Origin of the sequence: Caulobacter soli, assembly GCF_011045195.1 — a bacterium.
GTDB lineage: Bacteria > Pseudomonadota > Alphaproteobacteria > Caulobacterales > Caulobacteraceae > Caulobacter > Caulobacter soli.
Genome location: NZ_CP049200.1, coordinates 269,159 through 293,841 on the forward strand (window position 1 = coordinate 269,159; position 24,683 = coordinate 293,841).

The 24,683-nt window shown below is 68.7% G+C and carries 24 protein-coding genes; 16 read left to right on the forward strand and 8 right to left on the reverse strand.

Features of this window, described 5'->3' with window-relative positions:
* The first annotated feature begins 28 nt into the window (after positions 1 to 28).
* On the forward strand, positions 29 to 988 hold the full coding sequence (locus G3M62_RS25690) for a hypothetical protein (RefSeq protein ID WP_165191652.1): 960 nt from the start codon (positions 29 to 31) through the stop codon (positions 986 to 988).
* 26 nt (positions 989 to 1,014) lie between these two features.
* On the opposite strand, the gene G3M62_RS25695 is transcribed toward G3M62_RS25690, so the two are convergent.
* Entirely contained in the window at positions 1,015 to 1,818 is an 804-nt protein-coding gene (locus G3M62_RS25695; protein ID WP_165191653.1) for a hypothetical protein, read from the reverse strand.
* A gap of 581 nt (positions 1,819 to 2,399) precedes the next feature.
* On the opposite strand from G3M62_RS25695, the gene G3M62_RS25700 reads away from it, so the two are divergent.
* Both G3M62_RS25700 and G3M62_RS25705 read left to right on the forward strand, forming a co-directional pair.
* Positions 2,400 to 2,933, forward strand: a complete 534-nt coding sequence (locus G3M62_RS25700) for a GcrA family cell cycle regulator (protein WP_165191654.1) — start codon at positions 2,400 to 2,402, stop codon at positions 2,931 to 2,933.
* A 163-nt stretch (positions 2,934 to 3,096) separates the two neighbouring features.
* Positions 3,097 to 4,053, forward strand: coding sequence for an SLOG family protein (locus tag G3M62_RS25705; RefSeq protein WP_165191655.1), 957 nt, complete (start codon positions 3,097 to 3,099; stop codon positions 4,051 to 4,053).
* 274 nt (positions 4,054 to 4,327) lie between these two features.
* Here G3M62_RS25705 and G3M62_RS25710 read toward each other — a convergent pair whose 3' ends face one another.
* Entirely contained in the window at positions 4,328 to 4,861 is a 534-nt protein-coding gene (locus tag G3M62_RS25710) for a P-loop nucleotide/nucleoside kinase family protein (RefSeq protein ID WP_165191656.1), read from the reverse strand.
* Positions 4,862 to 5,001: 140 nt separating this feature from the next.
* Complete coding sequence (locus G3M62_RS25715) at positions 5,002 to 5,613, reverse strand: TetR/AcrR family transcriptional regulator (protein WP_165191657.1); 612 nt, start codon at positions 5,611 to 5,613, stop codon at positions 5,002 to 5,004.
* 760 nt (positions 5,614 to 6,373) lie between these two features.
* Here G3M62_RS25715 and G3M62_RS25720 point away from each other — a divergent pair.
* The 10 genes from G3M62_RS25720 to G3M62_RS25765 all read left to right on the forward strand — a co-directional run bounded on the left by G3M62_RS25720 (position 6,374) and on the right by G3M62_RS25765 (position 14,698).
* Positions 6,374 to 6,739, forward strand: a complete 366-nt coding sequence (locus tag G3M62_RS25720) for a single-stranded DNA-binding protein (protein WP_165191658.1) — start codon at positions 6,374 to 6,376, stop codon at positions 6,737 to 6,739.
* A 129-nt stretch (positions 6,740 to 6,868) separates the two neighbouring features.
* Positions 6,869 to 7,882: a DUF1612 domain-containing protein gene (locus tag G3M62_RS25725; protein ID WP_165191659.1), complete on the forward strand. Its 1,014-nt coding sequence runs from the start codon at positions 6,869 to 6,871 to the stop codon at positions 7,880 to 7,882.
* A 412-nt stretch (positions 7,883 to 8,294) separates the two neighbouring features.
* Positions 8,295 to 8,954, forward strand: coding sequence for a ParA family protein (locus G3M62_RS25730; RefSeq protein WP_165191660.1), 660 nt, complete (start codon positions 8,295 to 8,297; stop codon positions 8,952 to 8,954).
* Between the two features lie 17 nt (positions 8,955 to 8,971).
* Positions 8,972 to 9,436: a hypothetical protein gene (locus G3M62_RS25735; RefSeq protein ID WP_165191661.1), complete on the forward strand. Its 465-nt coding sequence runs from the start codon at positions 8,972 to 8,974 to the stop codon at positions 9,434 to 9,436.
* A 137-nt stretch (positions 9,437 to 9,573) separates the two neighbouring features.
* Positions 9,574 to 10,542, forward strand: a complete 969-nt coding sequence (locus tag G3M62_RS25740) for a replication initiator protein A (RefSeq protein WP_165191662.1) — start codon at positions 9,574 to 9,576, stop codon at positions 10,540 to 10,542.
* Between the two features lie 1,017 nt (positions 10,543 to 11,559).
* On the forward strand, positions 11,560 to 12,090 hold the full coding sequence (locus G3M62_RS25745) for a S26 family signal peptidase (protein WP_165191663.1): 531 nt from the start codon (positions 11,560 to 11,562) through the stop codon (positions 12,088 to 12,090).
* A 101-nt stretch (positions 12,091 to 12,191) separates the two neighbouring features.
* Complete coding sequence (locus tag G3M62_RS25750) at positions 12,192 to 12,890, forward strand: cell wall hydrolase (RefSeq protein WP_246263635.1); 699 nt, start codon at positions 12,192 to 12,194, stop codon at positions 12,888 to 12,890.
* Between the two features lie 164 nt (positions 12,891 to 13,054).
* Positions 13,055 to 13,381: a hypothetical protein gene (locus tag G3M62_RS25755; RefSeq protein WP_165191665.1), complete on the forward strand. Its 327-nt coding sequence runs from the start codon at positions 13,055 to 13,057 to the stop codon at positions 13,379 to 13,381.
* A 419-nt stretch (positions 13,382 to 13,800) separates the two neighbouring features.
* Complete coding sequence (locus G3M62_RS25760) at positions 13,801 to 14,019, forward strand: hypothetical protein (protein ID WP_165191666.1); 219 nt, start codon at positions 13,801 to 13,803, stop codon at positions 14,017 to 14,019.
* A gap of 397 nt (positions 14,020 to 14,416) precedes the next feature.
* Positions 14,417 to 14,698, forward strand: coding sequence for a hypothetical protein (locus G3M62_RS25765; protein ID WP_165191667.1), 282 nt, complete (start codon positions 14,417 to 14,419; stop codon positions 14,696 to 14,698).
* Here G3M62_RS25765 and G3M62_RS25770 read toward each other — a convergent pair.
* Positions 14,695 to 15,177: a hypothetical protein gene (locus G3M62_RS25770; protein WP_246263636.1), complete on the reverse strand. Its 483-nt coding sequence runs from the start codon at positions 15,175 to 15,177 to the stop codon at positions 14,695 to 14,697. The two genes, G3M62_RS25765 and G3M62_RS25770, sit on opposite strands and share 4 nt — an antisense overlap.
* 333 nt (positions 15,178 to 15,510) lie before the next feature.
* Between G3M62_RS25770 and mobQ the strand changes: the two genes are divergently transcribed.
* From mobQ to trbB, 3 genes are all read left to right on the forward strand, one after another.
* A complete protein-coding gene (gene mobQ / locus G3M62_RS25775; RefSeq protein ID WP_165191669.1) occupies positions 15,511 to 17,007 on the forward strand; it encodes a MobQ family relaxase in 1,497 nt (498 codons plus the stop codon).
* Positions 17,008 to 17,188: 181 nt separating this feature from the next.
* Complete coding sequence (locus G3M62_RS25780; RefSeq protein ID WP_246263637.1) at positions 17,189 to 19,117, forward strand: type IV secretory system conjugative DNA transfer family protein; 1,929 nt, start codon at positions 17,189 to 17,191, stop codon at positions 19,115 to 19,117.
* A complete protein-coding gene (gene trbB / locus G3M62_RS25785) occupies positions 19,114 to 20,070 on the forward strand; it encodes a P-type conjugative transfer ATPase TrbB (protein WP_165191670.1) in 957 nt (318 codons plus the stop codon). The genes G3M62_RS25780 and trbB overlap by 4 nt, the downstream gene beginning before the upstream one ends.
* Positions 20,071 to 20,149: 79 nt before the next feature.
* On the opposite strand, the gene G3M62_RS25790 is transcribed toward trbB, so the two are convergent.
* The 4 genes from G3M62_RS25790 to G3M62_RS25805 all read right to left on the reverse strand — a co-directional run bounded on the left by G3M62_RS25790 (position 20,150) and on the right by G3M62_RS25805 (position 24,599).
* A complete protein-coding gene (locus G3M62_RS25790) occupies positions 20,150 to 20,533 on the reverse strand; it encodes a helix-turn-helix domain-containing protein (protein WP_343037667.1) in 384 nt (127 codons plus the stop codon).
* Positions 20,534 to 21,022: 489 nt separating this feature from the next.
* Positions 21,023 to 22,600: a malate synthase A gene (gene aceB / locus G3M62_RS25795; protein ID WP_165191672.1), complete on the reverse strand. Its 1,578-nt coding sequence runs from the start codon at positions 22,598 to 22,600 to the stop codon at positions 21,023 to 21,025.
* Between the two features lie 72 nt (positions 22,601 to 22,672).
* Positions 22,673 to 22,906 (reverse strand): hypothetical protein, encoded by a 234-nt coding sequence (locus G3M62_RS25800; protein ID WP_425483867.1) that lies wholly within the window; start codon positions 22,904 to 22,906, stop codon positions 22,673 to 22,675.
* Between the two features lie 76 nt (positions 22,907 to 22,982).
* The gene (locus G3M62_RS25805) at positions 22,983 to 24,599 is read right to left on the reverse strand and encodes an isocitrate lyase (protein WP_165191673.1); all 1,617 of its coding nucleotides are present in this window, start codon (positions 24,597 to 24,599) and stop codon (positions 22,983 to 22,985) included.
* Positions 24,600 to 24,683 lie beyond the last annotated feature (84 nt).

The window sequence follows — 24,683 nt, forward strand, 5'->3', positions numbered from 1 at the left end:
ACCTTCGACGACGATGGGAACGGGTTGCATGCTGACTTTGAGTTGGACCGACGTGAACCGGTTGGCCCAGGCCGCCGACGGACCGATTGTCGGGGCGCTGGACGGCTCGCTCCTGGGATGGAAGTCCGCCGCGCCGACCAACGAGCCGGACGCGGTGGCCGCCGTGGTTTCCGCTGGGATCCCCCGGGCCGCCGCCGCCTGGAGGCCGATCCTTGGTCCGCTCGGGAGGCGGGCCGATATCGTCGGGATTTTCACGCACTGCACGCCGAAGGTCGAGTTCACCGACGGCGCGGGCGACCTGCAGCACTGCGAACTGGCCGATCTGCTGATTGTTGTCGATGACGTCACCGGCGCCTCGCCCGACCGCCGAGCGATGTTGGTCCAGGCGAAGCAGGGCGCGCCGCCGACCAAGACCCTCACCGAATCGGGCGATCTGGTGCAGTTGGAGCTGCTTTCGACCTGGCCGAGCTTCACCTTCTACCAGAAGCCCTATTTCCGCGCCGACCGCGACATCGGCGCTTCGGGCACGCCCGGCAGGGTCTCCCAGTCGGGCGAGTATGGCATGATCGATCTTCAGGCCCGCCCGCCGGGTTGGGCGCACGCCGCGCCAGCCAACCCCTTGATTTTCGCGGCGCAGTCCACGCTGGGTCTGCTCCTGGCTAGGATGGTTTGTGGAGCCGCCGGGCGGGAGGTCACGATTGGCGGGAGCGATCCCTGGTCGGATACGGTGGAGACGCTGCTGCAAGTGACATTCCACGCCGCCGCCGCCAGCTATCCCGGCCGTCCAAGCCGCGGGGTGTCAACGCCGGCCTATTTCTACGACGACGGTTCCTGCGGCGGCCTGGGCCTGTTGGTCGACGCCGGGAAAGAGCGTCCGGTCGTGTTGCGTGGCGGTGGCGGTGGCGGCGCGTCGAGCGACGGTGACGCGCCCTCCGAACCTGGGCCCATCAACGTTGTTCGCGTCGTGATCTCCCGGGCCTCCGATTGATGGCGAAGGCGCCGATCGCCTAAAGACTATGGCCAGGGATAGGTCTGAACGGCCCGCTGGACGGTGGAACAATCGTCGGGGCTTTGTCCGCTGGCCTGCTGGGAGGCGTGATAGCGGCTTTGCTGCATGAACATCGGCAACAAGGTCAGCTGCGCCTGCGATCCTGGCGGCGCGACGCGGTCCATCCAGGCGCCCACGCGCTCCGACGGGCCGCTGATATCGACGCCGCAGGCCGCGCCCCGGCCGACGAGCACCGCATAGGTCGTGACCCTGTCGATCAGGCTTGTCATCGAGGCGTCGGTCCCCGGGGTCGCGATTTGAGGCGGCGGGGCGGCGGCGGCGATCAGGGCCTGGGCCTGGTCGAAGCTCAGAGTCTTGCCGGCCTGGACCAGGACGCGGCCCGTGCAGGACGGCGGCGCCTTGGGGAAGCTGTGCTCTATCGGCGCGTGCGACCACGACACAATCGACCAGTAGCGGATCGGGCCGCCGGCCCGAGGGCGGGCGGAGCCGCAATACTCCACACGCTGGCCGCCGGAATCCTCGCCCGCGTCGACCAGGGCGTAGGGCTGGCCCAGGCGCTCGGAAATGAAGGCCTCGATCTGGCGGCGCGTATAGGCGCTGTCCTGATCGACGCCGTCGGGCGGCGCCGCGCCCAGAGGCACGAGTCGCGGCTCGGCTTTCGGCGGCGCGGTCGTCGCAGGCGCCGTGGATGTCGACGCCGAGACGGGGCGGGAGGGGCTGGCGACGGTCGCCAAGCCGATCATCGCCGCTATGCCCACGACCACGAAGGTCCCCGCACCCGCCAGGATATTGCCGTGCGTCTCGCTCAACCTCTCACCCTCGCCTGTTGTTCTTGCAGGTTTGGGTAGCACCTTAGTCGCCAAGGTTTTCCTAATGGCCCCGCTTGGGTCCGTTGAGGCGTCGCTAGCGGCTCTCACGAAGCGGCGGGGATCGAGGCGTTCCCCGGCTGATCGCCTCGAAGGCCTCCTGGGTCGCCAGCATCGCGGCTCTGTGCGCGTCGGCATCGCGCTCGGTTTCGGGAAGGGCGCTTAATCGGCGTTCTTCGGTCAAGGCGGCCTGATACCTCGCCACAGCGTCCGGATCGGTGGTCACTCGCATCGAAACTGCCTTAGCCGTGTCGGCCCTCACCATAGCTCAGGTTTGCCTTGTCGTCATGACATCGCTGTCATTTCCTGCGCCCGGGGCGTTCGGCGCCTCGGTGCCATCGAACAGAGCCGTTTAGAGGTCCGGGGCGCGGCCAGGTCCGGCGGTTCAGCTTCGTGGGGTGCGCGGGGCGCGTGCGCCGACATCTGAGAAGTCCAGTGTCGGTCGAAGGGCTCACCTGCCGTGAAAGGAAGAGGCAGGGAGAATTGAGGCGCGCCGATCGGGCGCGTTCAGTCGAGTTTGTCCCATGTCTTCCTCCTCCTGGAGCGCGGAGCGGATCGTCGCCCTGCGCCGGCTTTGGCTCGAGGGCGCCAGCGCGTCCGAAATCGCCAGAGCCTTGGGCGGCGTCACCCGCAACGCCGTCATCGGCAAGATCCACCGTTTGGGCCTGACCGGTCGGATGGCGCCGTCGGCGCCGCGCCGAACGGGGCGGTCCGGGGGCGAGCGCCGCCCTGTCCGGCGGATCTCCTCGTCCAAGCCCCCTCCCCCGCCGGCCACGCCAGGCGTGCGCGCCGCGCCGCGCACGCGGCGCGTCGTCGAGGCCGTCGCCCGGGTGTTCGACACCTGCGCGCTGTCGGCGCGGATCTGTCGCTGGCCGCTGGGCGATCCTCGCGAGGCGGGGTTCGGCTATTGCGGCGACGGGGTGGCCGGCCAGGGTCCCTACTGCGCGCCGCACCGCCGGGTCGCCCGTCCCCCTCGTCTTCAGGTCGGCCAAGACCGCGATCGGCGCGGCGGCCGACGCCTCGCGGGGCCACGGGCGGCCGGGACGATCGCGTCCTGAACGGCCTGGAGCGCGGCCCTTGGCTCCAGCGACCTCGCCACCGTCCGGCCCCGGCCACAAGGGGCGCTGCGCTCAAAGCCCTTGTGGCCGAAACCGGGCCGGCGGCGCGGGGCGGTCGGGAGCCGACGGGCTCTTCCTCCAACCCCGCTCAGGGACAGATCCCATGACCTCCAACGCCCCCTCCCCTCTCACCGGCCCCCTCACCGCCTTCGAGGCCCAGGCCTTGACCCTCGACGATCCGCGCCCCCATCCGCCGGAGGACGCCCTGACGCAGCTAGGCCACTGCGTGATGACCGAACTTCTCGACCTGATCGCCGACACCGCCCTGGAGGATTTCCAGGCCACCCTGGCCGAGGCGCTGATCGGCGCCTTCCACAGCGCCGCGCAGCGGATCGAGCGTGAGGCCGATCGGGCGCGCGACAGCCTGCGCGAGATGTTGCGGGACCTGGGCGGCCCGGACGCGAGCGCGTTCGGAATTTCCGAGACCGAGGACGCCAATCTCCAGGAGGCCACGGTCAAGGCCCACGCCGCCGACATCGCGGTGCTGGCCGTGGAGACCATCCGCAACGCCGCCTCCCAGACCTATACGGTGGCCACCGGCGAGGTCTGGACGCCATGGCGGGGCGGCGTGCGGGCCAGTCGGACCAGCGCGGCGATGATCGAGGCTCGCGCCGCGATCCGCGCGGCCAAGGCGCGGCGCGACCAGGGTCTTCCGCCCGGCGCGCAGGTGGTGGCTTTCAGGGCCGCCCCGCGGGCCAACACCGCGATGGACAATGGTCGGGTTCTGGACGCGCTCAACTGGGCGCTCGAGACCTGGCCGTCCATGGTCCTGGCCACCACGGGCGCGGAGGGTCCCGAGAAGCACGCCATCAAATGGGCCAAGGGACGAGGGCTGACGGTCGTCCTGGCCAAGCCTGAGTTCGACAGGTTCGGCCGTTCGGCGGTGTTTCGCTGCAACGACGAGCTGCTGGACTTGGAGCCCGTCTGTGTCCTGACCCTGGACCATTCGCTGGACGTGGCGCGCGAGCCCGAGCCCAAGGCGTTCGGACCGGCCAAGAACCTGGCGCAAAAGGCGCTCGCCAGCGGCGTGCGCGCCTTGGAGGTCCGGCTGCGCGGCTAGCCAGGTCGGGGAGCGGCGGGCTCGCCGCTCCCCTTTTTTGCCGGGCGGGCGGAATGAAGGCGGAACGAAATCCAAGATCTGGGGCTTGGAGCCAGATCGCCTACAAAATTTTGCGGTTGGCGATTCGTTCGCCCGCTGGCGCCGCGGGCGCGAGGTGTCGACGTCAGAAGACGTTTCCAGCAAAGGTTCGGAGACTTGTTCGGCGGCGCTGCTGGGCTGCTGGGTCGCCTCCTGCCGGGCGCGCCCTGCCCGCAACTCGCCGTCCAAGAGGGAGTCAGCCATCGCGCCCGGCAGCGGACTGATCGCCTCCCAACGCGGTGAGCGCCGCCGCCACGCCCTCATCGATGCTCTTGTGAGCGGTGTCGATGCTGAGGCGATCGCTATCCCAAGCGTGATAATCGCGCGCGCAGACCGCATCCCAGTCCGGCAGCGCCAAGCCGGGAATGTCACCGGTCCGAGTTTCGACCCTGCGGCGGTGTTCCGCCCTATCCGAGCAGACAATTTCCAACCACACGACCTGCGCGCCAACGCGGCTTGCGGCGGCCCGCCAGCCGTCCCGCGCTTCTTGCCAGTCGTTGACGCAGTCAGCGATGACGTCGTGTCCAAGGGCGAGGTTGTCGGCGGCGAGCGCCTGGGCGGCGCGATAGGTCCAGTCACGCAGGTCGGTCGGCGCCGTGCCAGACGCCCAGATTGCCTGGTCCATCGCATCGATACGCAGCCAGAAGGCCCCGGTCTGCGCCGCCAGTTTGCGCGCGATGGTCGACTTGCCGCTGGCCGGCAATCCCGCAAAGACAATCAGTCTGGCCATTTCTTGCCCTTCATGGAGCGTGGATCACGAACGAGGAGGCCATAGAGATGTTTTTTCTCGGCTGGACGGGCGGCGCCCCCGCCGACCCGCAGGGGCCCAGGATCGTCGATGCTGACCGCCCGTCGATGCGCGCCGCGCGTTCAGGTCTGGTCGAGCAGGCGATCCAGGGCGTCACCGCAGGCGGCCTTGAGAATCGACGCGACCGCCGCGTTCGATCGGCCTTCGCTGAGGGACCGGTAGGTCGCGCAACTGGTGAGACTGTACATCAGGTCGATCGCGTCGGTGCGTGAACGCTTGGTTGCACGCCCGCCCGCAATCCGATCGACCAGGACCGTCAGGTTGGCCCGGCGGCGTTCATTGCGTTCGCGCAGGGCCCGGGCGAACTCGCCGTCGATCGCCATGGCGTCGTGCAGCGCGGCCACCGCCGGATCGCTGCTCCAGAACGCACAGAAGACCTCGACGAGTTCGGTGACGGCTTTGCGCCCGTCGGGGTTGGTCATCACCTGGGCGAGGCGCGGCAAGCCGCCCGACAGGGCGATGTCGTCAAAGGCCGCTTCCAGCAGCCCCCGGCGTGATCCGAACTGATTGTAAACCGTCAGCCGGGTGACACGCGCGGCCTTGGCGACCGTGTCGAGCGAGAAGCCGGCGATGCTGTCCTCGCGCAGGAGGCGCTGCGCCGCATCGATCACCCGCTGCCGCGTCTCGGCGGCGGCGGCGGCGCGGACCTCGCTGACATAGGACCTCTTCGTCATGCGTCGTTCAAATTGCCCCCGGACATTGGCTATTCAATTTGTATATCAAAAGTCTTCGCATGGAGCGATTTCCCCCGCAGCTCCCGGAACGATCGCATCACGATCCATGTCCTGGCTGGCGTCCGCTGGGCCGGCTGCGGTTCGGCCTGGGCAGAGCGCCTGTCGGCGTCGCTGGCGGTCGCCATCGTCGTCATGGCGGCGGCTCGCTGCGGTTGACCGCGGGCGGGCCAGCCCTGATGGGGCGGCTGCGGCCGTCCAATCGGTGAGCGCGGTGCGTGGAGGCTCTCGACAGAGGCTTCCAGCCCTGGGGCGGCGGCTCCATGGGCGCCGGCCGGGACGATCTCTCACCGACGCAGCGGCGGAGCCGGCGTCCGCCGGCATGGTTCCAGGAGCCGGCGGCCAAGGGGCGTCAGCGCCGTGGCTTTTCGAGCGGGGCGTCCAGCCGGGCCGGCGCCGGAAAAGCCGATCGGCCGTGCGCAGAGGGGTCTTTAGCGTCTGCGCCAGCGGGCCCGGGCGAGCCGCCGGTCCTGCGCGATCAATCACGCCAGCCCTGGGGCGGGGCGGGCCGGGTCAAAGCCGACCTGGTCAAGCCAGGCGCGGCGCTCGGACCCTCCGGCCTTCCTTGCTGCGCGGCGTGCAGGCCGGTTTCCAATCACCGCGGGCTTTGGCCCGCCCCTCCTCCCCGCCCCTCCGGTTCGCGTGATCGCGGCAAGGACCGCGGGCCGCCGGGGCTCCTCTCGGCGGAAGACGGAGAAAGACCATGCTGAACAAGGCTCAACTGATCGGCTTCACCGGCGCCGACGCGGAAATCCGCACCACCCCCAAGGGCAAGAAGGTCGCCGTGCTGCGGGTGGCCACCAGCCGCTACACCAAGAAGGGCGGCGAGCGACAGGACTTCACCACCTGGCACCAGGTGGAGATCTGGAGCCCGGGGACGGTCAGCTGGCTGGAGTCCCGGCCCCTGCCCAAGGGCTCGAAGGTCTATGTCGAGGGCGAGATCCGCAACGAGCGCTTCACCGGCCAGGACGGCCAGGAGCACTTCTTCTCCAAGGTGGTGGTGGCCGGCCCGGGCCACGAGCTGAAGTCGCTCGACCGTCCCGAGACCAATCCCGAAGACGAGGACTAAGACCGCAAGGCGCCCGCCCCGGAGGCCAAGCTCCGGGGCGGGTCGTTTGCGGCTTGGCGTAACGCACAGTTAATGGCAAGAAATGTGCGTCACCCATGCACGTGGGTTTTCGCCTTGGAGGGCGGGTTTTTGGACGCTTCCATCGAGGGCCTGTTCCTGGGCCTGGCGCGCGCTGAAGACAGCGTGAGCCGACTCGACGCGCGCGCCCAGAGCTGCCCCTTCACCGACGGTTGGGCCGCGCGGATCGACTTCGCCGAGGCCAACGCCTGGGGCTGGGTCAGCGGCGAGATCGTCGACATGGAGGATCTGGTCCTGCACGACGCCCAGATGGACGCGCGCCTGCCCGACCAGGCCCTGCGGGCCACGCACGGCCTGGTGCGCGCGCGGCGCAAGGCGCGGGGGATCGGCGCGGAGCTGCAGACCGCGGCGGGCGCGGCCTGGCTGGCCGGGTATCGCAGCGATCCGCCGCACCTGGCGCCGCCGGTCGACGACGCGCCGGGCTCGGCGGAGCGCGAGGCCGAGCCCCCCGCCCTCGTCGACGAGCTGGTCCAGAAGATCCGCGCGCTGGGCCGCGGCGAGACCGCCGATCCGCTCGAAGCCGTCGAGGAATGGGTCGCTTGGACCCGGGCTCTGCCGGATCGCGCCCCCGCCTTGCTGCGGGCGGCCGCCGCCCTGGAGGGCTGGCGCCTGGTCAACCCCCTGCCCCGCCAGAACTATGTCGGCGGGGTCATGGTCGCCCAGGCCTTGCGTCTTTCGGGGCGGACACGGTCCTGCCTGCTGGGCCTGGAGGCCGCGCGCCGCGCCCATATGCAGCCGCCGCGCGGATTCATGGCCGCGGCCACGACCGTGCGGCTGGCCTATTGGTTGAAGATCCTGGCCGTCGGCGCCGAAGCCGGCCTGGCGGAGATGAGACGCCTGGAGCTGGCCCGCCAGGTCGTCCTCAAGCGGATCGGCGGCCGGCGGGCCCATGACCGCTCGGCCGACCTGCTCGAACTGCTGCTGGCCCGCCCGCTGGTCAGCGCGCCGATGGCGGCCGAGCATCTGGGCGTCGCCAGCCATTCGGCCCGGCGCTTGCTGACCGGCCTGGGCTCCTCCCTGATGGAGATCAGCGGGCGCTCCAGGTATCGGGCCTGGCGGCTCTAGCGGCGGCTGAATCGCGGCATTTGGCCATTTGGGCAAATGGGGAAGTGTGGGCTTGGGCGTTTGGGGCGGCCGGCGCCCCTCCCCGCGCCCAAGGGAGGTTTGGGGAGATCTCCTTTTGGGGAAACACCCAAAGCCCCATTTGGGTTATTAGGGTAAATTGGGAAAAGGGGGAATTGCCCGATTGGGGTCTTGCGTAAAAGCGGAAACGGGCAAATGCTGTCTTGCGCAAAGGGGGATTTGCCTGGATGGGGTTTTGGGTTTTTGTGGATAAGCGGGCTTCCCCATTCACCCTAGAGCCCGTTCGCCCACTTGGGTTAACACCCTCTTCACCAAGTCCGCATTAGATCATTTGCGTAAAAGGGGCCTTGCCCAAATACCCAGTTGCCCATTGCCCCAATAGAGGAGCGGCGTCATGGCGGTCATCAGCGTTTGTTCGACGAAGGGCGGGGTGGGCAAGACCACCCTGGTGATGTGTCTGGCCGACGCCTTCGCCCGCCAGGGCGGCTCGGTGGCGATCGTCGACGGCGATCCCAACGGGCATGTGGCCACCTGGCGCGACCGCGCCGGCGACGACTGCAAGGTCACGGTGATCAGCGAGGCCAACGAGACCAAGATCCAGGACGTGATCGCCGAGGCCGCCAGCCGCTACGCTCTGGTGTTCGTGGATCTGGAGGGGGCCGCCTCGCAGTCGGTGACCTACGCCATCGCCGAGAGCGACCTGGTGCTGATCCCGACCAAGGTCTCGGGCATGGACCTGCAGGAGGTCTACCGCACCTACGAGGTGGTCAAGCGCGCCGAAAAAATGCTCAAGCGCCGCATCCCCGCGCGGGTGATCTTCAGCCAGATGGCGACGCTCAACAGCCGGGTGGCCAGCCACTCGCGCCAGGAAATCCGCGACAACGACATTCCGGTGTTGAGCACCGAGATCATCCAACGCGCGGCCTACCAACAGATCCACTTCACCGGCGACACCCCCAGCGGCCCCAACGGCGACCCCAAGGCCGCGCGGGAGATCGCCGCGGTGCTGGCCGAACTTCTAGAAGCGCTGGCCCGCCAGGCCCAGGCCGCCTGAACCGGGAAGGGAAGACCATGAACGACAAAGTCGCCCGTCCACTATTCCACCCGGCCCCGCGCCCGCGCCCGATCAACGATGGCGTCGCGACCGAGGCCCTCAAGGAGGCCACGCGCGACCTGGGGTTTGGACGCACCTCCAGCGACATGTCGGCCGCCCTGGCCGAGCCTCACGCCGAGCCTCAGGCCAAGCCCGCGCCGCCGGCGCCGATCGCCTCGGCGCCCAAACCTGCGGCCCCCAGTCCCGCGCCCAGGCCCAAGGCTTCCAAGCCGGTTCGCGCCGCAGCCGTCGCCGCCTCGGACGCTGATCGGGGAACCTCGATCAAGTTCGAGATCGACGACGCCCTGTCGATGGCCCTGAAGTTCGAGGCGGTCCGCCGCCGGGTCACCGTGAAGTACCTGATCCTGGAAGCTCTGGCGGCGAAGGATTTCCCGGTGGACCTGGCCAATCTGCCGCAAGACGGTCGCCGGGTGCGCGGATAGTCCAGCTGAGCAAATAGGCAAATGGGCAAATCCCCATTTGCCTATTTGATCCATAGGATGAGACCCTTGGTCCGAGGCGCGCCGTCAGCAGGGCGAATCGCGCTAGGTCGACTGAACATTCGAGTAGGGCAGGGCGCATGACGGCCCCCAAGGACCGCAACAACCAGTTCGACCTCTTCATCCCGCTGATGCGCGACCTTCCGCTGAAGGATCAGCGCGAGACGATGGAGCGGCCGTTCTTCAGCCTGCAAAAGCGCAAGCGCCTCAAGCCGATCGAATACAAGAGCCCGGACGGCGAAGTCTCGGTGAAGGTCGAGGCCGTCCCGGCCTACGGCATGGCCACGATCTGGGACGGGGACATCCTGATCTGGGCCGCCAGCGCCCTCAACCGCATCAAGGCCGAGGGCCGCAATGACGTGCCGCGGTCCTTGAAGGTCACCGCCTATGATCTGCTGCGCTCGATTCAGCGCGACACCGGCGGCAAGGGCTACAATGACCTCAAGGCCGCCCTCGATCGCCTGACGACCACGACCATCTTCACCTCGATCCGCGCCAAGAAGGGCCGCGACCGCCGCTTCAGCTGGCTGGACAGCTGGGAGGTCGAGGTCGATCCGATCACCGAAAAGCCGATCGCCCTGAAGATCACCCTGTCGGACTGGGTCTATGAGGGGATCATCAACGAAAAGTCGGTGCTGACCATGCATCCCGACTATTTCCAGATCTCCGGCGGCCTGGAAAAGGCGATCTACCGCATCGCCCGCAAGCACGCCGGCGACCAGGACGACGGTTGGTCGTGCCGGGTCAGCGTGCTGCACGAGAAGACCGGCTCCGACAGCGAACCCAAAGAGTTCAGCCGGATGATGCGCAAGATCGTCGAGATCAACGAGCTGCCCGAATACGACATGGCGTTCATCACCATGGGCGACGGCTCCCAGGGCGTGCGCTTCATCCGCCGCTCGGTCGTCGAACGCATCCAGGTCCAGGCCGATCTGGAGGCCGAGGACGCCGCGCGCAAGCGCCGGGAGCGGGAAGATCGCCGCGCAGACCAGGTCGACGGTCGCGCCGAGCCTTGGGCCAAACGCCGGGTCACGACCGGCGACGCCTAACGGTCTATCACACACCCCAAGCGGCGATTTCCTTGTAATTCAAGGGGTTGTTGTCGTATTCTAAAGTAGACGACAGATCCCCGGTGACGGTCTTTCACCCACCGGAGTCGCGGTCGGCGCCCGCCAAATTGGTAAACACCGGGTTAAAATCGACCTCGAACGGCGCTTTTGGCGGCCGTTTTCGAGTCCCTGGCGTCAATCCTGGACGTTCGGGGTTTCGCCCACCGACTCGGGGCCTCTCCGTCGGGGTTTCACACACCGCCAAACAAGCCGGCCTTCGCGGTTTCGCCCACCGATCTGGCCGCCGAGGGGCGGGGAGGGGTGAAGTTTCGGGGTTTCACCCACCAAAGGCCGATCTCGGCGGCCAAACCCCTGTCCGGCCTGGCCTCCACATCGAAAAACGACGAGGCGCGTCGGGGTTTCGCCCACCGAAGCTTCCCGCGGACCATCGGTCTATCGCCCACCGGCCGCGAACCGAGCCTGACTGTGGACAGTCCCGGGGGAACGCACACGCATGATGCGGGGGAACGCCCACCGCACCTTCGGGGGATCAGACACCGATCCACGGTCTATCGCCCACTGGGGGGTTCCATAAGCCTCTGTTATAGCGAGGCTTTCACGAGCTTCCCGGCCCCTTAACTTATCTAACTTCTTCCATAACAATATCTCTAACGGCGCAGCTGAGGCGCCGCCGGGAGAAGCAGGGCCAAAAAGACGGCCCTGATCCTCCGGCTCGTGGCAAAACGCCTTAGCGGGGGAACGCCCACCGTTCTTTTCCTCCGCTTGGACGCCTGGCGACATTGTGGCGGCGTTCCAACAAAAGCCGCCGGAAGGGCTTGGCGCGCGCGGGATCGGCCGCCGATCCGAAACAGCGGTCAAGCGCGGTTCCGTCAGGGCCTCGCCTGGTAGAGGATCCGGCCGGCGCTTGCGGCGCAGGCGACCTGGGCGAAGACGGCGACGTCGCCTCCGGATTTCTGCGGAATTGCCACGGCCTTCGTGGCCGTCGAAGCTCACGCCATGCATCGCCGCGTCCATCTTGTCCTGATCGGCCTGGGCCTGGGCGCGGCCGCTCTGGCCCAGGCGGCGCCTTCGGCTCCTGTTGTGCTGATCAACACCTCCGACAGCGAGCCTCCGGGCCTCTATTTTCGGTCGTCAGCCGAGCCGGCGGTCGGTGAGATGATCGCCTTCCGGCCGCCGGCCGACGCTTGGCCCTATGTCGGCGCGGCCATGCCCGAACGCGCCAGGACCAGCATCTTGAAAACCATCCGGGCTGGCGAGGGCGACGCGGTCTGCACGGACGGCCGTCAACTGTCGATCAACGGCGCGCGCCTGGCGGCGATCGCGCGGACGGATCGACGGGGCCGCATCCTGCCTCAATGGGGCGGGTGCCGACGCCTGCGGACCGGCGAGTTCTTCGTCTACTCCGCGCGCATCCCCAACAGCTTCGACAGCCGCTACTACGGCCCGGTCCGCCGCGCCGACCTGATCGGGGTCTTTCGGCCGCTCAAGGGGCCGACAGCGCCTCTCAAGCCGGCCAGACCGTCGTGAGAGGGCGGCGGCTTGCCTGGGGTCTCGTCGCCCTGTCGGCGGCGCTCGCGGGCGGCCTTGCGCCCGGCCCGGCCAGGGCGCAGGCGCCGGCCGGCGCGACCGTGTACGACCTTGGCCGTTTACGCCCTCTGGTCGACACTGCCTCGGCCCGTGACGCCATCACCCGGGTCACCCTGGCCGAGGCGGCCGGGCAGGGCGACAGCGGCCTGGCCGGGGTGGTCTACACGATCCTCAACCGCCTGGCCTCCGGCGCCTGGGGCGACAGCGTCGACCAGGTGGTCAACGCCCGGGGCCAGTTCGAGCCGGTTCTGCGCGCCGGCGGCGACTGGCGCGCCCTGCCGCCGGCCGGTCCGGCGCAGAGGGCGCGGATCGACACGATCGTCAATCTGGCCCTGGACGGGCGGCTGCCCGACCTGACCGGCGGGGCGCTCTATTTTCAGAACCCCAGGATCGTCGCCGCCCGAGCCGCGGCCGGCGCGGTGTCTCCAGGCCTGGTGCATTTCGGCGGCGCGGCGCCCAGCGCGGTGATCGGCGACCACGCCTTCTATGCGCAGGTCGCCGGGCGAGGCGCGCCTGCACCGGCCGACGTCCTGGCCCGAGCCGGCGGCGCGATCTTCGTGCGTAAGGCCGGGTCTTCGGACGGCGCCGCGGAGGCTGCGCCAGGCAGGGCCGCAGGCGACCGAGGCCTGTTCGTCCTGCCCGACGGAGCGATCGTTGAGGAAAGGCCCCGACGCCTGGGCGGGACCGCCAGCGCTGGCTCGCCCTTTCGGGGCTCGACGCCGCCAAGCGGCGGCGACTGAGCCTGGTGGCGACGTCGTCCCATCGTGTCACGGCGCCCCGCCTGTCAACGGCTGCGCCGTTTCCCTCCGCGCTCTCCGACGAGCGCTCCGGTGACAGGAGGGGACCCCGCCGTGTCCCGCCGGGTCAACGCCGCTCACCGGGAGCGGCGAACGGAGGTTTGGCGATGTTCGATCTGATCAACACGGTGATGGGCTGGCTTCGGAAGACGACGCGGTCCGCGCAAACGCGGCTGGGCGAAGCGCCCGACGATCACGTGCACGCGTTCTGGGACCATCTCGATGAACTGGAATGGGCTGAAGGCCGGGCCGAGCATCTGGCCGAGGAAGCCGCGCGCGCGGCGCGCGAGCAGGCCTGGGCCAAGCTGGCGGACGAAGAGCGCGACGCGATCATCGTCTGGTGCGACGACCTCAACGCCCAGGGGCGACTGGTGGATCATCCGTTCTACGACCAGTGGTTGGCGCTGCGGATGACAGGCTATGTCGGCGACTGAGGCGAGGGGGCTTTTGCCCCCTCGCCTCAGTCGCCGAGCCGCGGGCGTCGCTCACCTCGGGGACCGGGCGGCCTCGCCGGCCTGGCGGCGCGAGGCCGCCCTACGGGAGCGACGGCGCGCGCGAACCTCAGGGCGCCTGGCGCGCTGCGCCCGCCGCCATCGGCCCGCGGCGGACCGACGGGCCCGCCTCGCGGGTTCGCGCCCGAGGGCGCTCACCGGCGCCGCTTCGCGACGCCGGGGCTTCGGCTACTGAGCCTGGGGGCGCCTCTTCCCATCGTCCCATGTCACCCAGCCGGTCAACCCGCTGCGCGGGTTCCCCTCCGGGGCCGATGCGCGCCCCCTGTGGTGACCGGCCGGTGCCCGACATGGATCTGGAAATCAAGGCGCTCGATGGGAGCGTCATTCAGGAGAATAGTCCCATGGCCATTTCCCGTCTCGAAAAGCTCGCCATCGCCATCGGCTTTCACGGGTCGATCGCGGTCGGCCTGATCGCCAGCCTAGGCTTCGTGGTGTCGTGGGTCCTGGACGGGCGGATCGGACCCTGGATGATGAACGCCTGCGGGGCGGTCATCGGCGTCGACCTGTTCTGCCCCATGGTCTTCGCGACCTTGCAGGCCATCGTCGAGGGCCAACGTTGAAGGGAGGGGGCTACGGCCCCCTTTTTGCGCCCGACGGATGGTCTTGACCCGGGGGCGCGACCTGCGGCGCGCGGACCCTACTGAACGGTCCGGGGCGCTTGCCTCGGCGGTCCCCCGCGCTATGGCGCCGGGGACCGGTCGGCGCGCGTCCGCCGGAGGGGCCCGCCTCGCGGGTTCGCGCCCGAGGGCGCTCACCGGCGCCGCCTTGCGACGCCGGGGCTTCGGCTACTGAGCCTGGGGGCGCCTCTTCCCATCCGATCATGTCACCCAGCCCGTCAACCCGCTGCGCGGGTTCCCCTCCGCCGCCGCTGCGCGTCGGCTGCGGTGACTGGCCGGGGCCCGACATGGATCTGGAGATCAAGGCGCTCGATGGGAGCGTCGTTGAGGAGATCTCGCCATGACCATCGGCCCCGACCACACCCACGACCGGATCAACGATCAGCTGCGCGCGGCGCACATCGCCAAGGGCGAGCCGCGATACAGCGTTCAGCTCGATCGGATGAGCGGCGGCTACATCCGGCGACGGAGCAACGATCGTCGACAGGCGCTGCAATGGCGCGCCGAGGCCCTGGCCGATCCGGAGATGAAGGCGGTGTTCTGTTTCGACCACATCGCCATCGACATGCTCGCCGTCGACTTCCGGAAGGGCGGTCGCGACGGCCAGGTCTTGACCCGCTAGGGGAGGGGGGCTCGTCCCCCCTTTTTGCGTCTTGGCCGATCCGGCCCGCGCGCTGCGTCGCCGCCCAGGAGCACGGCCTGGGTCATGGCGTCGAAGTCGGGCAGGGCGGGCGCGGCGGCGTCCTTGATCGGCGACAGCCGCAGGCCAAGCATTTCGGCGATGGCGTGGCGGTCGCGCGGCCGGTCGATCCGCCGGTCGAGAATCTCCAGCATCCGGGCCATCAGCGGATCGTCGGGGTCGCCTTGCGCCTCGGCCAGCAGGGTCGCGCCCAGCACGATCTTGGCCCGGGTCTCGCGCTTGCGCTCGGTCTGATCGAGCAGGGCTTCCAGCCGCTCGACCCGCGCGCGCCAGACCTCCAGGCGATGGCTCTCGTCTTCGATATCCGACAGTCGGGTGACGTGGCCGCGCGCTCGAGGCAGGGCGCCGTTCAAGGCGGCCAGGGCGGTCTTGGCCCGATGCTCGCGATCGGCCAGACGCACGGCGAGGTTCTGAAGTCGGCGGGTTCTTGCCGCTTCGGATTCCGGCTTTCGGCGTGGCGCTTTGGCGGGAGCGTCCATGGTCGGGATCAAGGCCGCGGCTTGAAAACGGGATGGGATGAGGTTACCCCTTGAGGTCGTAAGGTGACAAGGGCGCAGTTATGCATTGCTGCGCAACGCCTGCGGTCGGGAGGGCCCGACACCCCTCGACGCCCTGATCCCGGGCGCCGCCGGGGGGCGTCGAGCCAAGGGGCGAGCCCCTTAGCGATCCCGCTCGCTGCGCGGCGTTTCGCCGGCCTTCGGCCGGACTGACAGGTGGATGGAGGCGAGGACGGGGTGGCGCAGTATCGGCTCGAGATCCAGCCGTTCAAACGCAGCGAGGGGCGCTCGTCCGTCGCCGCGTCCGCCTATCGCTCCGCCTCGGTCCTGCGCGACGAGCGCCTGGAGATGGTCTTCGACTACTCGGCCAAGGGCGGGGTGGCCTTCACCGGGATCATGGGGCCGGAAGACGCGCCGGCGGCGTTGCTGGATCGCGAGCGGCTGTGGAACGCGGCCGAGGCGGCCGACAAGCGGTCCGACTCCCGGACCGCCCGGGAGATCCTGATCTCCTTGCCGCACGAGCTGTCAGACGATCAGCGCCATGCGCTGGTGCGGGCCTTCGTCGCCGAGAGCCTGGTGGCCAAGGGGATGATCGCCGACTACGGCGTGCATTATCCCGACAGTCACGGTGACGCCCGAAACCATCACGCCCACATCATGGTGACCACGCGCCGCGTCGGTCCCGAGGGCTTCGGGTTCAAGGCCCGCGACTGGGACAATCCCGACGCGGTCAGGGCGCTGCGCCTGGAGTGGGAGTTGATCCAGAACCAGCATCTGCGCCAGCACCTGGGACCGGACGCGCCGCAGGTCAGCAGCCGCAGCCTGGCCGACCAGGGCCAGGGGCGCGAGCCGTCCATTCACCTGGGCCCCGCCGCCTCGGGCATGGAGCGGCGCGGGGAGGCGTCCGACCGCGGCGACATCAATCGCCGGATCCGCGAGCGCAACACTCAGCGTCGCGAGGCGCCCGCCCAGGTGCGGGCGCTGGAGGATCGGCTGGCCGAGGGGCGGTCGCGCCAAGCCTATCCGATCGACGCGGTGATCCGCGAGTTCGAGGCCATCCACCAGACCATGGTGCGCGAGCGCGACGGCTGGGCGCGGGACCGGGCGCGGCTCTCGGCGGCCGAGGTCCCGACGGGGCGATCGATCGCCGCCGAGGTGCTGGGCTCAGCCGTGGGACGGCGCGCGGAGGCGGCCCGACGCCTGGAGCGGACGGAGCGACGGATCGAACGGGGGAGGGCGCGTCGATCGACGCTGCTGAGGTGGATCCGCAACCCGGCCCGGATGATCTGGGCCGCCCATGCCGAGTTGAACGCGCTGGACCGAGCGCGGGCGGAGGATCGTCGCGCGACGCTGGACTTGCAGGTGCGCCGCGACTGGCTGCGCGGCGATGCGGGCCGGGCCTATGTGGCGTCGCGTCTGGATCCGGCGCGGCAGGCGGCCGAGGCGGCGCGGCGGGCCGCGCGCACTCTGGAGCGCAAGATCAAGCGGGCCGACAAGCGCATCGCGAACGTCGCCAGCACACGTGTCAAACTCTTGGTGGCGCGAGAGTTGGGCGAGGGGGCCATGACGGCGCCGGTCCGGATGGACCTGGGCGTCGACCAGGCGGTGCGCGAGGTCGATCGGCGTGTCGTCGACGCGGTCTGGGCTCATGCGCCCGCCGCTCAGAGGGCGGCGCTCGCCAAGGTGATGGCGTTGGTCCAGGGCCGGATGCCGGGTCTTGGTCCCGATCGGTAATCGTCCGCGCTCAAAGCTTTCATGGGCGAAACGCGCCGCTGAGCAAGGACGCGCGCCGGCCGATCGGCGACGACGAGGCTCGTCGTCCAGGCCGAACCCCGCAGAAATGCTCCGGTAGAACCGCCGAATTGGCGCCGGCGCGCGGCGGGTCTCTGCTGGGGGCCTCTTAGGAGGCCTCAGCATGACCACCATGATCGCCAGGGCCCGCTGGCTCGTCCCGCTGAGCGCGGTCCTGGCGCTGGCGGGCCTGTGGGCCGCCACCCAGACAACCGGTCATCTCTTCGGCTATCCGCCCGCCCTTGGCGCGGGCCTGGGCCAGGTCGGCGCGGCGCGTCTCTACGCCCCCTGGTCGTTCCTGGCCTGGTATGGCCGCTACGCCGAGGACTATCGGCAGGCCTTCGATCAGGCCGCGCTGGTGGGGCTGGGCGTCTTCGCTTGGCCGTTGGCGATGATCGCGGGCCTGACGCGCCGGTTTGTCGCCCGCCCGCGTCCGTTCGGAACGGCCGCTTGGGGCGGGCTGGCCGAGGCCCGTTCGGCGGGTCTGCTGCACGGCGAGCAGTTGGGCGGGCGGGTGCTGGGCCGGCTCAAGGGGCGCTTGCTGAGCTTCACCGGCGTCGAGCACTGCATCATCGTGGGGGCGTCGCGGTCGGGAAAGGGCGCGGGGCACGTGGTGCCCACCGTGTTGTCCTGGCCAGAGAGCCTGTTCGTCTACGACCGAAAGGGAGAGCTGTGGCACATCACCGCCGATCACCGGCGGCGGTTTTCCCATACCTTCTACTTCGCGCCGACCGACCCGGACACCGCGCGCTGGAACCCGTTGTTCGAGGTTCGCAAGGGAGCGATGGAGATCGCCGACATCCAGAACATCGTCGGCATCCTGGTCGATCCGATCGGGCTCAAACAGGGCAATTTGGATTTCTTCGACCAGAGCGCGGCCAACTTCTTCACCGGCGTGATCCTGCACGCCCTCTACACCGCCCCCGACGACCTGAAGAACCTGACCTATGTCCGGCGGCTGCTGATCGACATTGAGCCGACCTTGGACGCCATGCTCGGGACCAAGCATCGCTGGCGCCCAGACGCCCGGGCCGCCGACGGCCTGGCCCGCGATGCGAACGGGGAGCCGATCGCCGAGGTGCATCCGGAGGTCTGGCTGGGGGCGACGGCCTTCCGTTCGATGGAGCCCAGGGTGCGCTCCAGCGTCCTGGCCACGGCCCAGAAGTCCCTGGCCCTGTGGGCCGATCCCCTGGTGGCCAACGCCACCTCCTGGTCGGACTTCTGCATCGGCGACCTGGTTTGCGCGCAGGCGCCGGTCAGTTTCTATCTGATCACGCCCCAGGCCCACGCCGACCGCTTGGCCTTCCTGGTGCGGGTGATGCTGCGCCAGAGCCTCAACAGCCTGATGGAGACCATCGACGCCGACAGCCGCGGCCGCAAGAAGCGTCATCGCCTGCTGAAGATGCTCGACGAGTTCCCCAAGCTCGGGGCGCTGCCGTTCCTGGAGAACGCGCTGGGGGAAATGGCCGGCTATGGCATCTCGGCCCATCTGATCTGCCAGAGCTTCAACGACGTCTTCAAGCACTATGGGGTGCACACCTCGATCTTCGACAACTGCCACGTGACTGCGGCCTTCGCGACGTCCGAGCCCACCAGCATAGAGCGCATCGTCAAGCGCGCGGGCCGGTCCCTGGAGATGCGCGAGAGCTTCAGCGATCCGAGGCTGATGTTCGGCAAGGGCCATCGCAGCCGCAACCAGGCCGAGGTCGAGCGCTACATCCTGGCCGAACAGGACGTGCGAGCTCTGCCGGCCAACAAGCAGCTGCTGTTCGTCAACAACGCCAAGCCCTTGCTGGCCGAGAAGATCCGCTTTTTCGACGAGCCGGTGTTCTCGGCCCCCGCACGGGATTTCTTCCACGGCGAGCGGGCGCGGTTCGTTCAGACGCCCGAGAGCCTCGATACGCCGGGTCGGCCGCCGATCGACTGGCTGGGGGTGACGGCGGTCGAGTCCTATGCGCCGCCGCTGCGGCCGGTCGATCTGGCCTCGAGCTTGGCCTGCGCCGACGGCCTGAGCATCGTCGACCTGATCTACAACGATGAGGACGAGGTATGAACGGAGGATCCCAGGAGGCGCTGGACCGCAAAAACGCCGCCTTGCGCCAGGCCATGGGGCCCGTCCTGGCCGCCGCCTTGGCCGAACCGGCCGTGGTGGAGGTGATGGTCAACCCAGACGGCGCGATCTGGATCGAGCGGATCGGGCAGGGGCGGGCGTTCAGCGGCGAACACATGACCCCGGCGGACGCCGAGCGGGTCCTGCGGCTGGTCGCCGACCATGTGGGCGAGGCGGTGACACGAGAGCGGCCGCTGGTCAGCGCCGCCCTGCCGCGTTCGGGCGAGCGGTTCCAGGGCGTGTTCATGCCGGTGGCGAGCGCGCCGGCCTTTTCGATCCGCAAGCGGCCGGCCGTGGTGTTCACGCTCGACGACTATGTCGAGGCCGGGATCATGACCTTGGATCAGGCGACGGCCTTGCGGACGGCCGCCGGCGGCCGCGACAACATCCTGATCGCCGGCGGCACCGGCAGCGGCAAGACCACCCTGGCCAACGCGGTGCTGGCCGAGCCGGCTTTCGCGTCGGACCGGGTCCTGATCGCCGAGGACACCCCCGAGCTGCAATGCTCGGCCAGGGACCAGATCGCCCTACTGACCAAACGAACGGATCCGCCGGTGACGATGGCCGACCTTGTCCGGGCGTCCCTGCGCCTTCGGCCCGACCGCATCATCATCGGCGAAGTTCGGGACGGCAGCGCGCTGGACATGTTGAAGGCCTGGAACACCGGCCATCCGGGCGGGCTGGCGACCTTGCACGCCAACAGCGCGCGCGAAGCGCTCACCCGTCTGGAAGACCTGATCGGCGAGGTTTCCGCCAGCGTGCCCTATCGGGCGATTGGTCAGGCGATCGGGATGATCGCCTTCATCGCGCGCGCGCCGTCCGGCCGGCGGCTGGAGTCGGTGGTTCGCGTGGACGGCTGGTCGGCGGGCGACTATCGACTGGAGGCCGTCGCGTGACGCCAACGGCGGCGACAGGTCTGGCGGACTCAAGGTGGGAGCCGGACGCCGCCGAAATTCGGTCGACGATCCTTCCGGATCAACAGTCTTGAGCTCGGCAAGGGCCGCTCGCGTGACGCGCGAGCGCGGGGGGGCGATCGATCCGGTCCGGCTCGAACGAACTGTCTCGATCGTCGGGCGGCTCGACGTCTTGGACGATCTCGCCGCGTCTCAAGGCCTCGGCGACGGCTTGAGCGCGGTTACGGGCGCCAAGCCGTCTAAAGGCGTCGAGAAAGTACTGATCGACCGTGCGTCGCGAAAGGCCAAGTTCGACGGCGATTTGTGACGAGGTGAGGCCACGACAGGCCAGGCTCAGGCACTGCCTTTGCCTCGGGCTTAGGATGTTTACGCTCAAAAACCGGCTCCCATGCAAGCGGAGACACGGCCGCACTCCTACCCATCTAGAATACCCTAGTTTCGGCACTAACCGTTCTCACGCGGCACACCATCTTTCACTCTAGTCAGCGGGATGATCGGCGAGTCCAACGCTCCATAGGTAACATCTCGAAGCCAAAGCTCAACTCGTGGGCGAGAAATCAATATTAAAAGTTTCAGTCAAGCTTCAGAGGCATGTTGGAATCTTCATGGCGAAATATCGCCAGTCTTCCCTGAGAACTTCCATTTCCTGGTCAATAGACGGAGCGGGCTTCCGGATCGACGCCATGTTCCGAACCATCTTCGTCGTGACCAGAGCCGCCGCGCTTGGTTGGAATGCGTCGTTTTCTGCCCGTGGAGCAGGCTCATCGGCTCCTGTTCCAGGGGCGATCACGGGGCAGGGGCGCCGAAAAGGCGCCGGACTTGACGTAACGCCCCCGTATCCCCCGTGTCCCTAGAGGAGCCGGGGGCGTCACGCCGTCCTGGAGATCCGATCGGCGCCGCGAGCGCCGATCAGGTCCCAAGCTTTGGCTCGTGGTCAGAGCAAGGCGTAGGCGGGAAGGGTCAGAAACTCTTCCAGCGTGTCGGACAGCACCATGCGCGAGAACAGCAGGGCGGCCTCTTCCAGGCGGGGCGAGGGGAAGTCGCGGCGCAGGTCGGTCATCTCCTCGGTCAGCAGGCTCACGAACAGCTCCGAAGTCATGTCGCGACCATCGTCGAGAGCCGCGTTCAGGCGGATCCATTGCCACAGCTGGGTGCGGCAGATCTCGGCGGTCGCGGCGTCTTCCATCAGATTGTAGAGCGGCACGGCGCCGCGACCCTCGATCCAGGCCTGGGTGTAGCGCACGCCGACGCGGATGTTCTCGCGAACCCCGGCCTCGGTGCGCACGCCGTCGTGCAGCTCCAGCATCTGGGCCTGCGTGATCGACAGGTCCGCCAGGCGCTTGTCCAACTGGTTGGGCGTGGGCATCAGGCGGTTGAAGACCTCCATGGCCACCGGCACCAGGTCGGGGTGGGCGACCCAGGTGCCGTCGTGGCCGGCCCCGGCCTCGCGTTCCTTGTCGGCGCGGACCTTGGCGAAGGCGGCCTGGTTGGCGGCCTCGTCGCCCTTGATCGGGATCTGGGCGGCCATGCCGCCCATGGCGAACGCGCCGCGACGGTGGCAGGTTTGGATCAGCTTCAGCGAGTAGGCGCCCAGGAAGGCCTTGCCCATCACCATGGCCGAGCGGTCCGGGGTCAGGAATTCGGCGCGGCGGCCCAGGCGCTTGATGAACGAGAAGATGTAGTCCCAGCGGCCGCAGTTGAGGCCCGCCATGTGGTCCTTCAGTTCGAAGATGATCTCGTCCATCTCGAAGGCGGCGGGGATCGTCTCGATCAGCACCGTGGCCTTGATCGTGCCGTTGGGGATGCCGAGCGCCTGTTGAGCGTGGACGAACACGTCGTTCCAGAGGCGAGCCTCCAGGTGGCTCTCCAGCTTGGGCAGGTAGAAGTAGGGACCCGAACCCTGGTCCAGCGAGGCCTTGGCGTTGTGGAACAGGTAAAGCCCGAAGTCGAACAGCGCGCCGCTGACGACCTCGCCGTCGACCTCCATGTGGCGCTCGGGCAGGTGCCAGCCGCGCGGGCGGATTTTCAGGACGGCCAGGTTTTCTCCCAGCGCGTAGCTCTTGCCGGACTTGGGATCGACGTGGGCCAGTTGGCCCGCCCAGCGATCCTTCAGATTGACCTGGCCTTCGATCAGGTTGGACCAGGTCGGCGAGGTGGCGTCCTCGAAGTCGGCCATGAACACCTTGGCCCCGCAGTTGAGGGCGTTGATGATCATCTTGCGGTCGACGGGGCCGGTGATCTCGACGCGGCGGTCCTGCAGGTCGGCCGGGATCGGCGCGACGGTCCAGTCGTTCTCGCGGATGTCGGCGGTGTCGGCCAGGAAGTCGGGCAGGTCGCCGGCGTCGAACCGGGCCTGGCGCGCGACGCGGGCGGCCAGCAGTTCGCGACGACGGGCGTCGAAGCGGCGGTGCAGGTCGGCCACGAAGTCCAGGGCCTCGGGCGTCAGGACTTCTACGGCGCGCCCCTCGACAGGACCGTTGATCTGGATGTTGGCGGCGATGTCGAGGGGCATGGGAAGTCCTGCGGGCTCTGTGGGGCGCCCCGGCGCGGCGCCGGGAAGCGGTGTCGACGAGGTGGTGTTAGATCAGGCGCTCTTGGCGGCGCCGTTAGGACGAACGGTCGGGACGATCTGGTCGCCCCAGTTGCCCGCGCCGTCGTGGTGGCGCGAAGTGCGCACCAGTTCGACCGAATAGCCGGCCGCGATGGCCCGCTGCACGGCTTCGTTCAAGCGGTGAGCGGCCTCGGCCACCCGATCGACCGCGCGTTGTTCGGCGGAGGCGTTCGGCATGGCGGCGGGAGCAAATTGCGTGGCGGACATCGGATGATCCTCGATCGGTTGGCGGGGTGCGCCCCCCTCCACGGGGGTGGGAGGAGGGCGCTGGGGCTCGCCGTCGCTACTCGGCGGCGAACTGGTTCATGGTGTTGGCGTGACCACCGGCGGTCAGGGCGCGTTCGCCGGCGACCATGATCTTGAAGCTGTCGCCCAGGTCCGAGCCGACCTCGTGCTGGTGCTTGACGGCCGAGACGCCGCGGCGGATTTCCTCGCGCTGGACGGTGTTGACGTAGGCCTTCATCCGGTCGGGACCGAAGTAGCCGCGCGACAGCTCGTCCATGCTCTTGGCGGTCAGGTGGAAGGTCGGCAGGGTGATCAGGTTGTGGAACACCCCGGCCCGGGCCGCGATGTCGGCCTGGAAGGCCGCCAGGCGAGCGTCGGTCTCGCGCCCCAGGTCGCTGGCGTCGTATTCGGCCGACATCAGGGCCGCGCCTTCGGGATAGCTGTCCTTGTGGATCTTGCCCTCGGCGATCCACTGGTCGCGGACCTGCTTGCGCAGGTTCAGGGTCCAGTTGAACGACGGGGAGTTGTTGTAGGTCAGCTTGGCGTCGGGAACGACCTTGCGGATCTCCGAGACCATGCTGGCGATCTCGTCGACGTTGGGGGTGTCGGTCTCGATCCACAGCAGGTCGGCGCCGCCCTGGGTCAAGGATGCGATGCAGTCCTCGATGACGCGGGCCCGGCCGGTGCCGTCCTGGAAGGCGAACAGGCCGTTGGGCATGCGCACCGGCTTTTCGAACTGGCCGTCCTTATAGATCGCCAGTTCGCCCGGCAGGATTGGGTTGCTCTCGGTGATCGCCTCGGTCTTCAGCCACTTGATGTAGTCGCTGGCCAGGTCGCCCGGCTCCTGGCTGACCGGCACCTTCTGGGTCAGGCCCGCGCCCAGGCTGTCGGTGCGGGCGACGATGACGCCCTCGTCGACGCCCAGTTCCTCGAAGGCCAGGCGGCAGGCGCGCAGCTTCTCGATGAAGTCCTCGCGCGGCACGGTGACCTTGCCGTCCTGGTGGCCGCACTGCTTGGCGTCGGAGACCTGGTTTTCGATCTGCAGGCAGCAGGCGCCGGCCTTGATCATTTCCTTGGCCAGGATGTAGGTGGCGTTCTCGTTGCCGAAGCCCGCGTCGATGTCGGCGATGATCGGCACGACGTGGGTCTCGAAGCCGTCGATGGCGGCGATCGCGGCGGCCTCGGCCGCCTTGTCGCCGGCGTCACGGGCGGTCGTCAGGACCTTGAACAGGTCGTTGATCGCCACCTCGTCGGCCTGGCGCAGCGAGACGTAGATCTCCTCGATCAGGTCGACGACCGAGGTCTTCTCGTGCATCGACTGGTCGGGCAGGTGGCCGAAGCGGTTGCGAAGGCCCGCGACCATCCAGCCCGACAGATAGACGTAGGCGCCCTTGGTGGTGCCGCGTAGGCGCTTGACCGACTTGATCATCTGCTGGGCGTGGAAGCCCGACCAGCAACCCAGCGACTGGGTGAACTGGGCGCTGTCGGCGTCATAGGCGGCCATGTCGGCGCGCATGACGCCGGCCATGTCGCGGGCGATGTCCAGGTGGGTCGAGAAGGTGTTCTGCAGCTTCAGCTGGATGATGTCGTCGATGCCGACGCCGCCCGGCGTCACGCCTTGCGGATAGCGGGCCAGCAATTCTTGGCGGTGTTGGGCGTAGGTCTTGCGCGTCATCTTGGCGGTCCCAAAAGCTGTTCGCCGCCTTCCCGCCGATGCGGCGATGTGAGGGGGGGGGCGAACCGGAAATGCGTTGGGAGC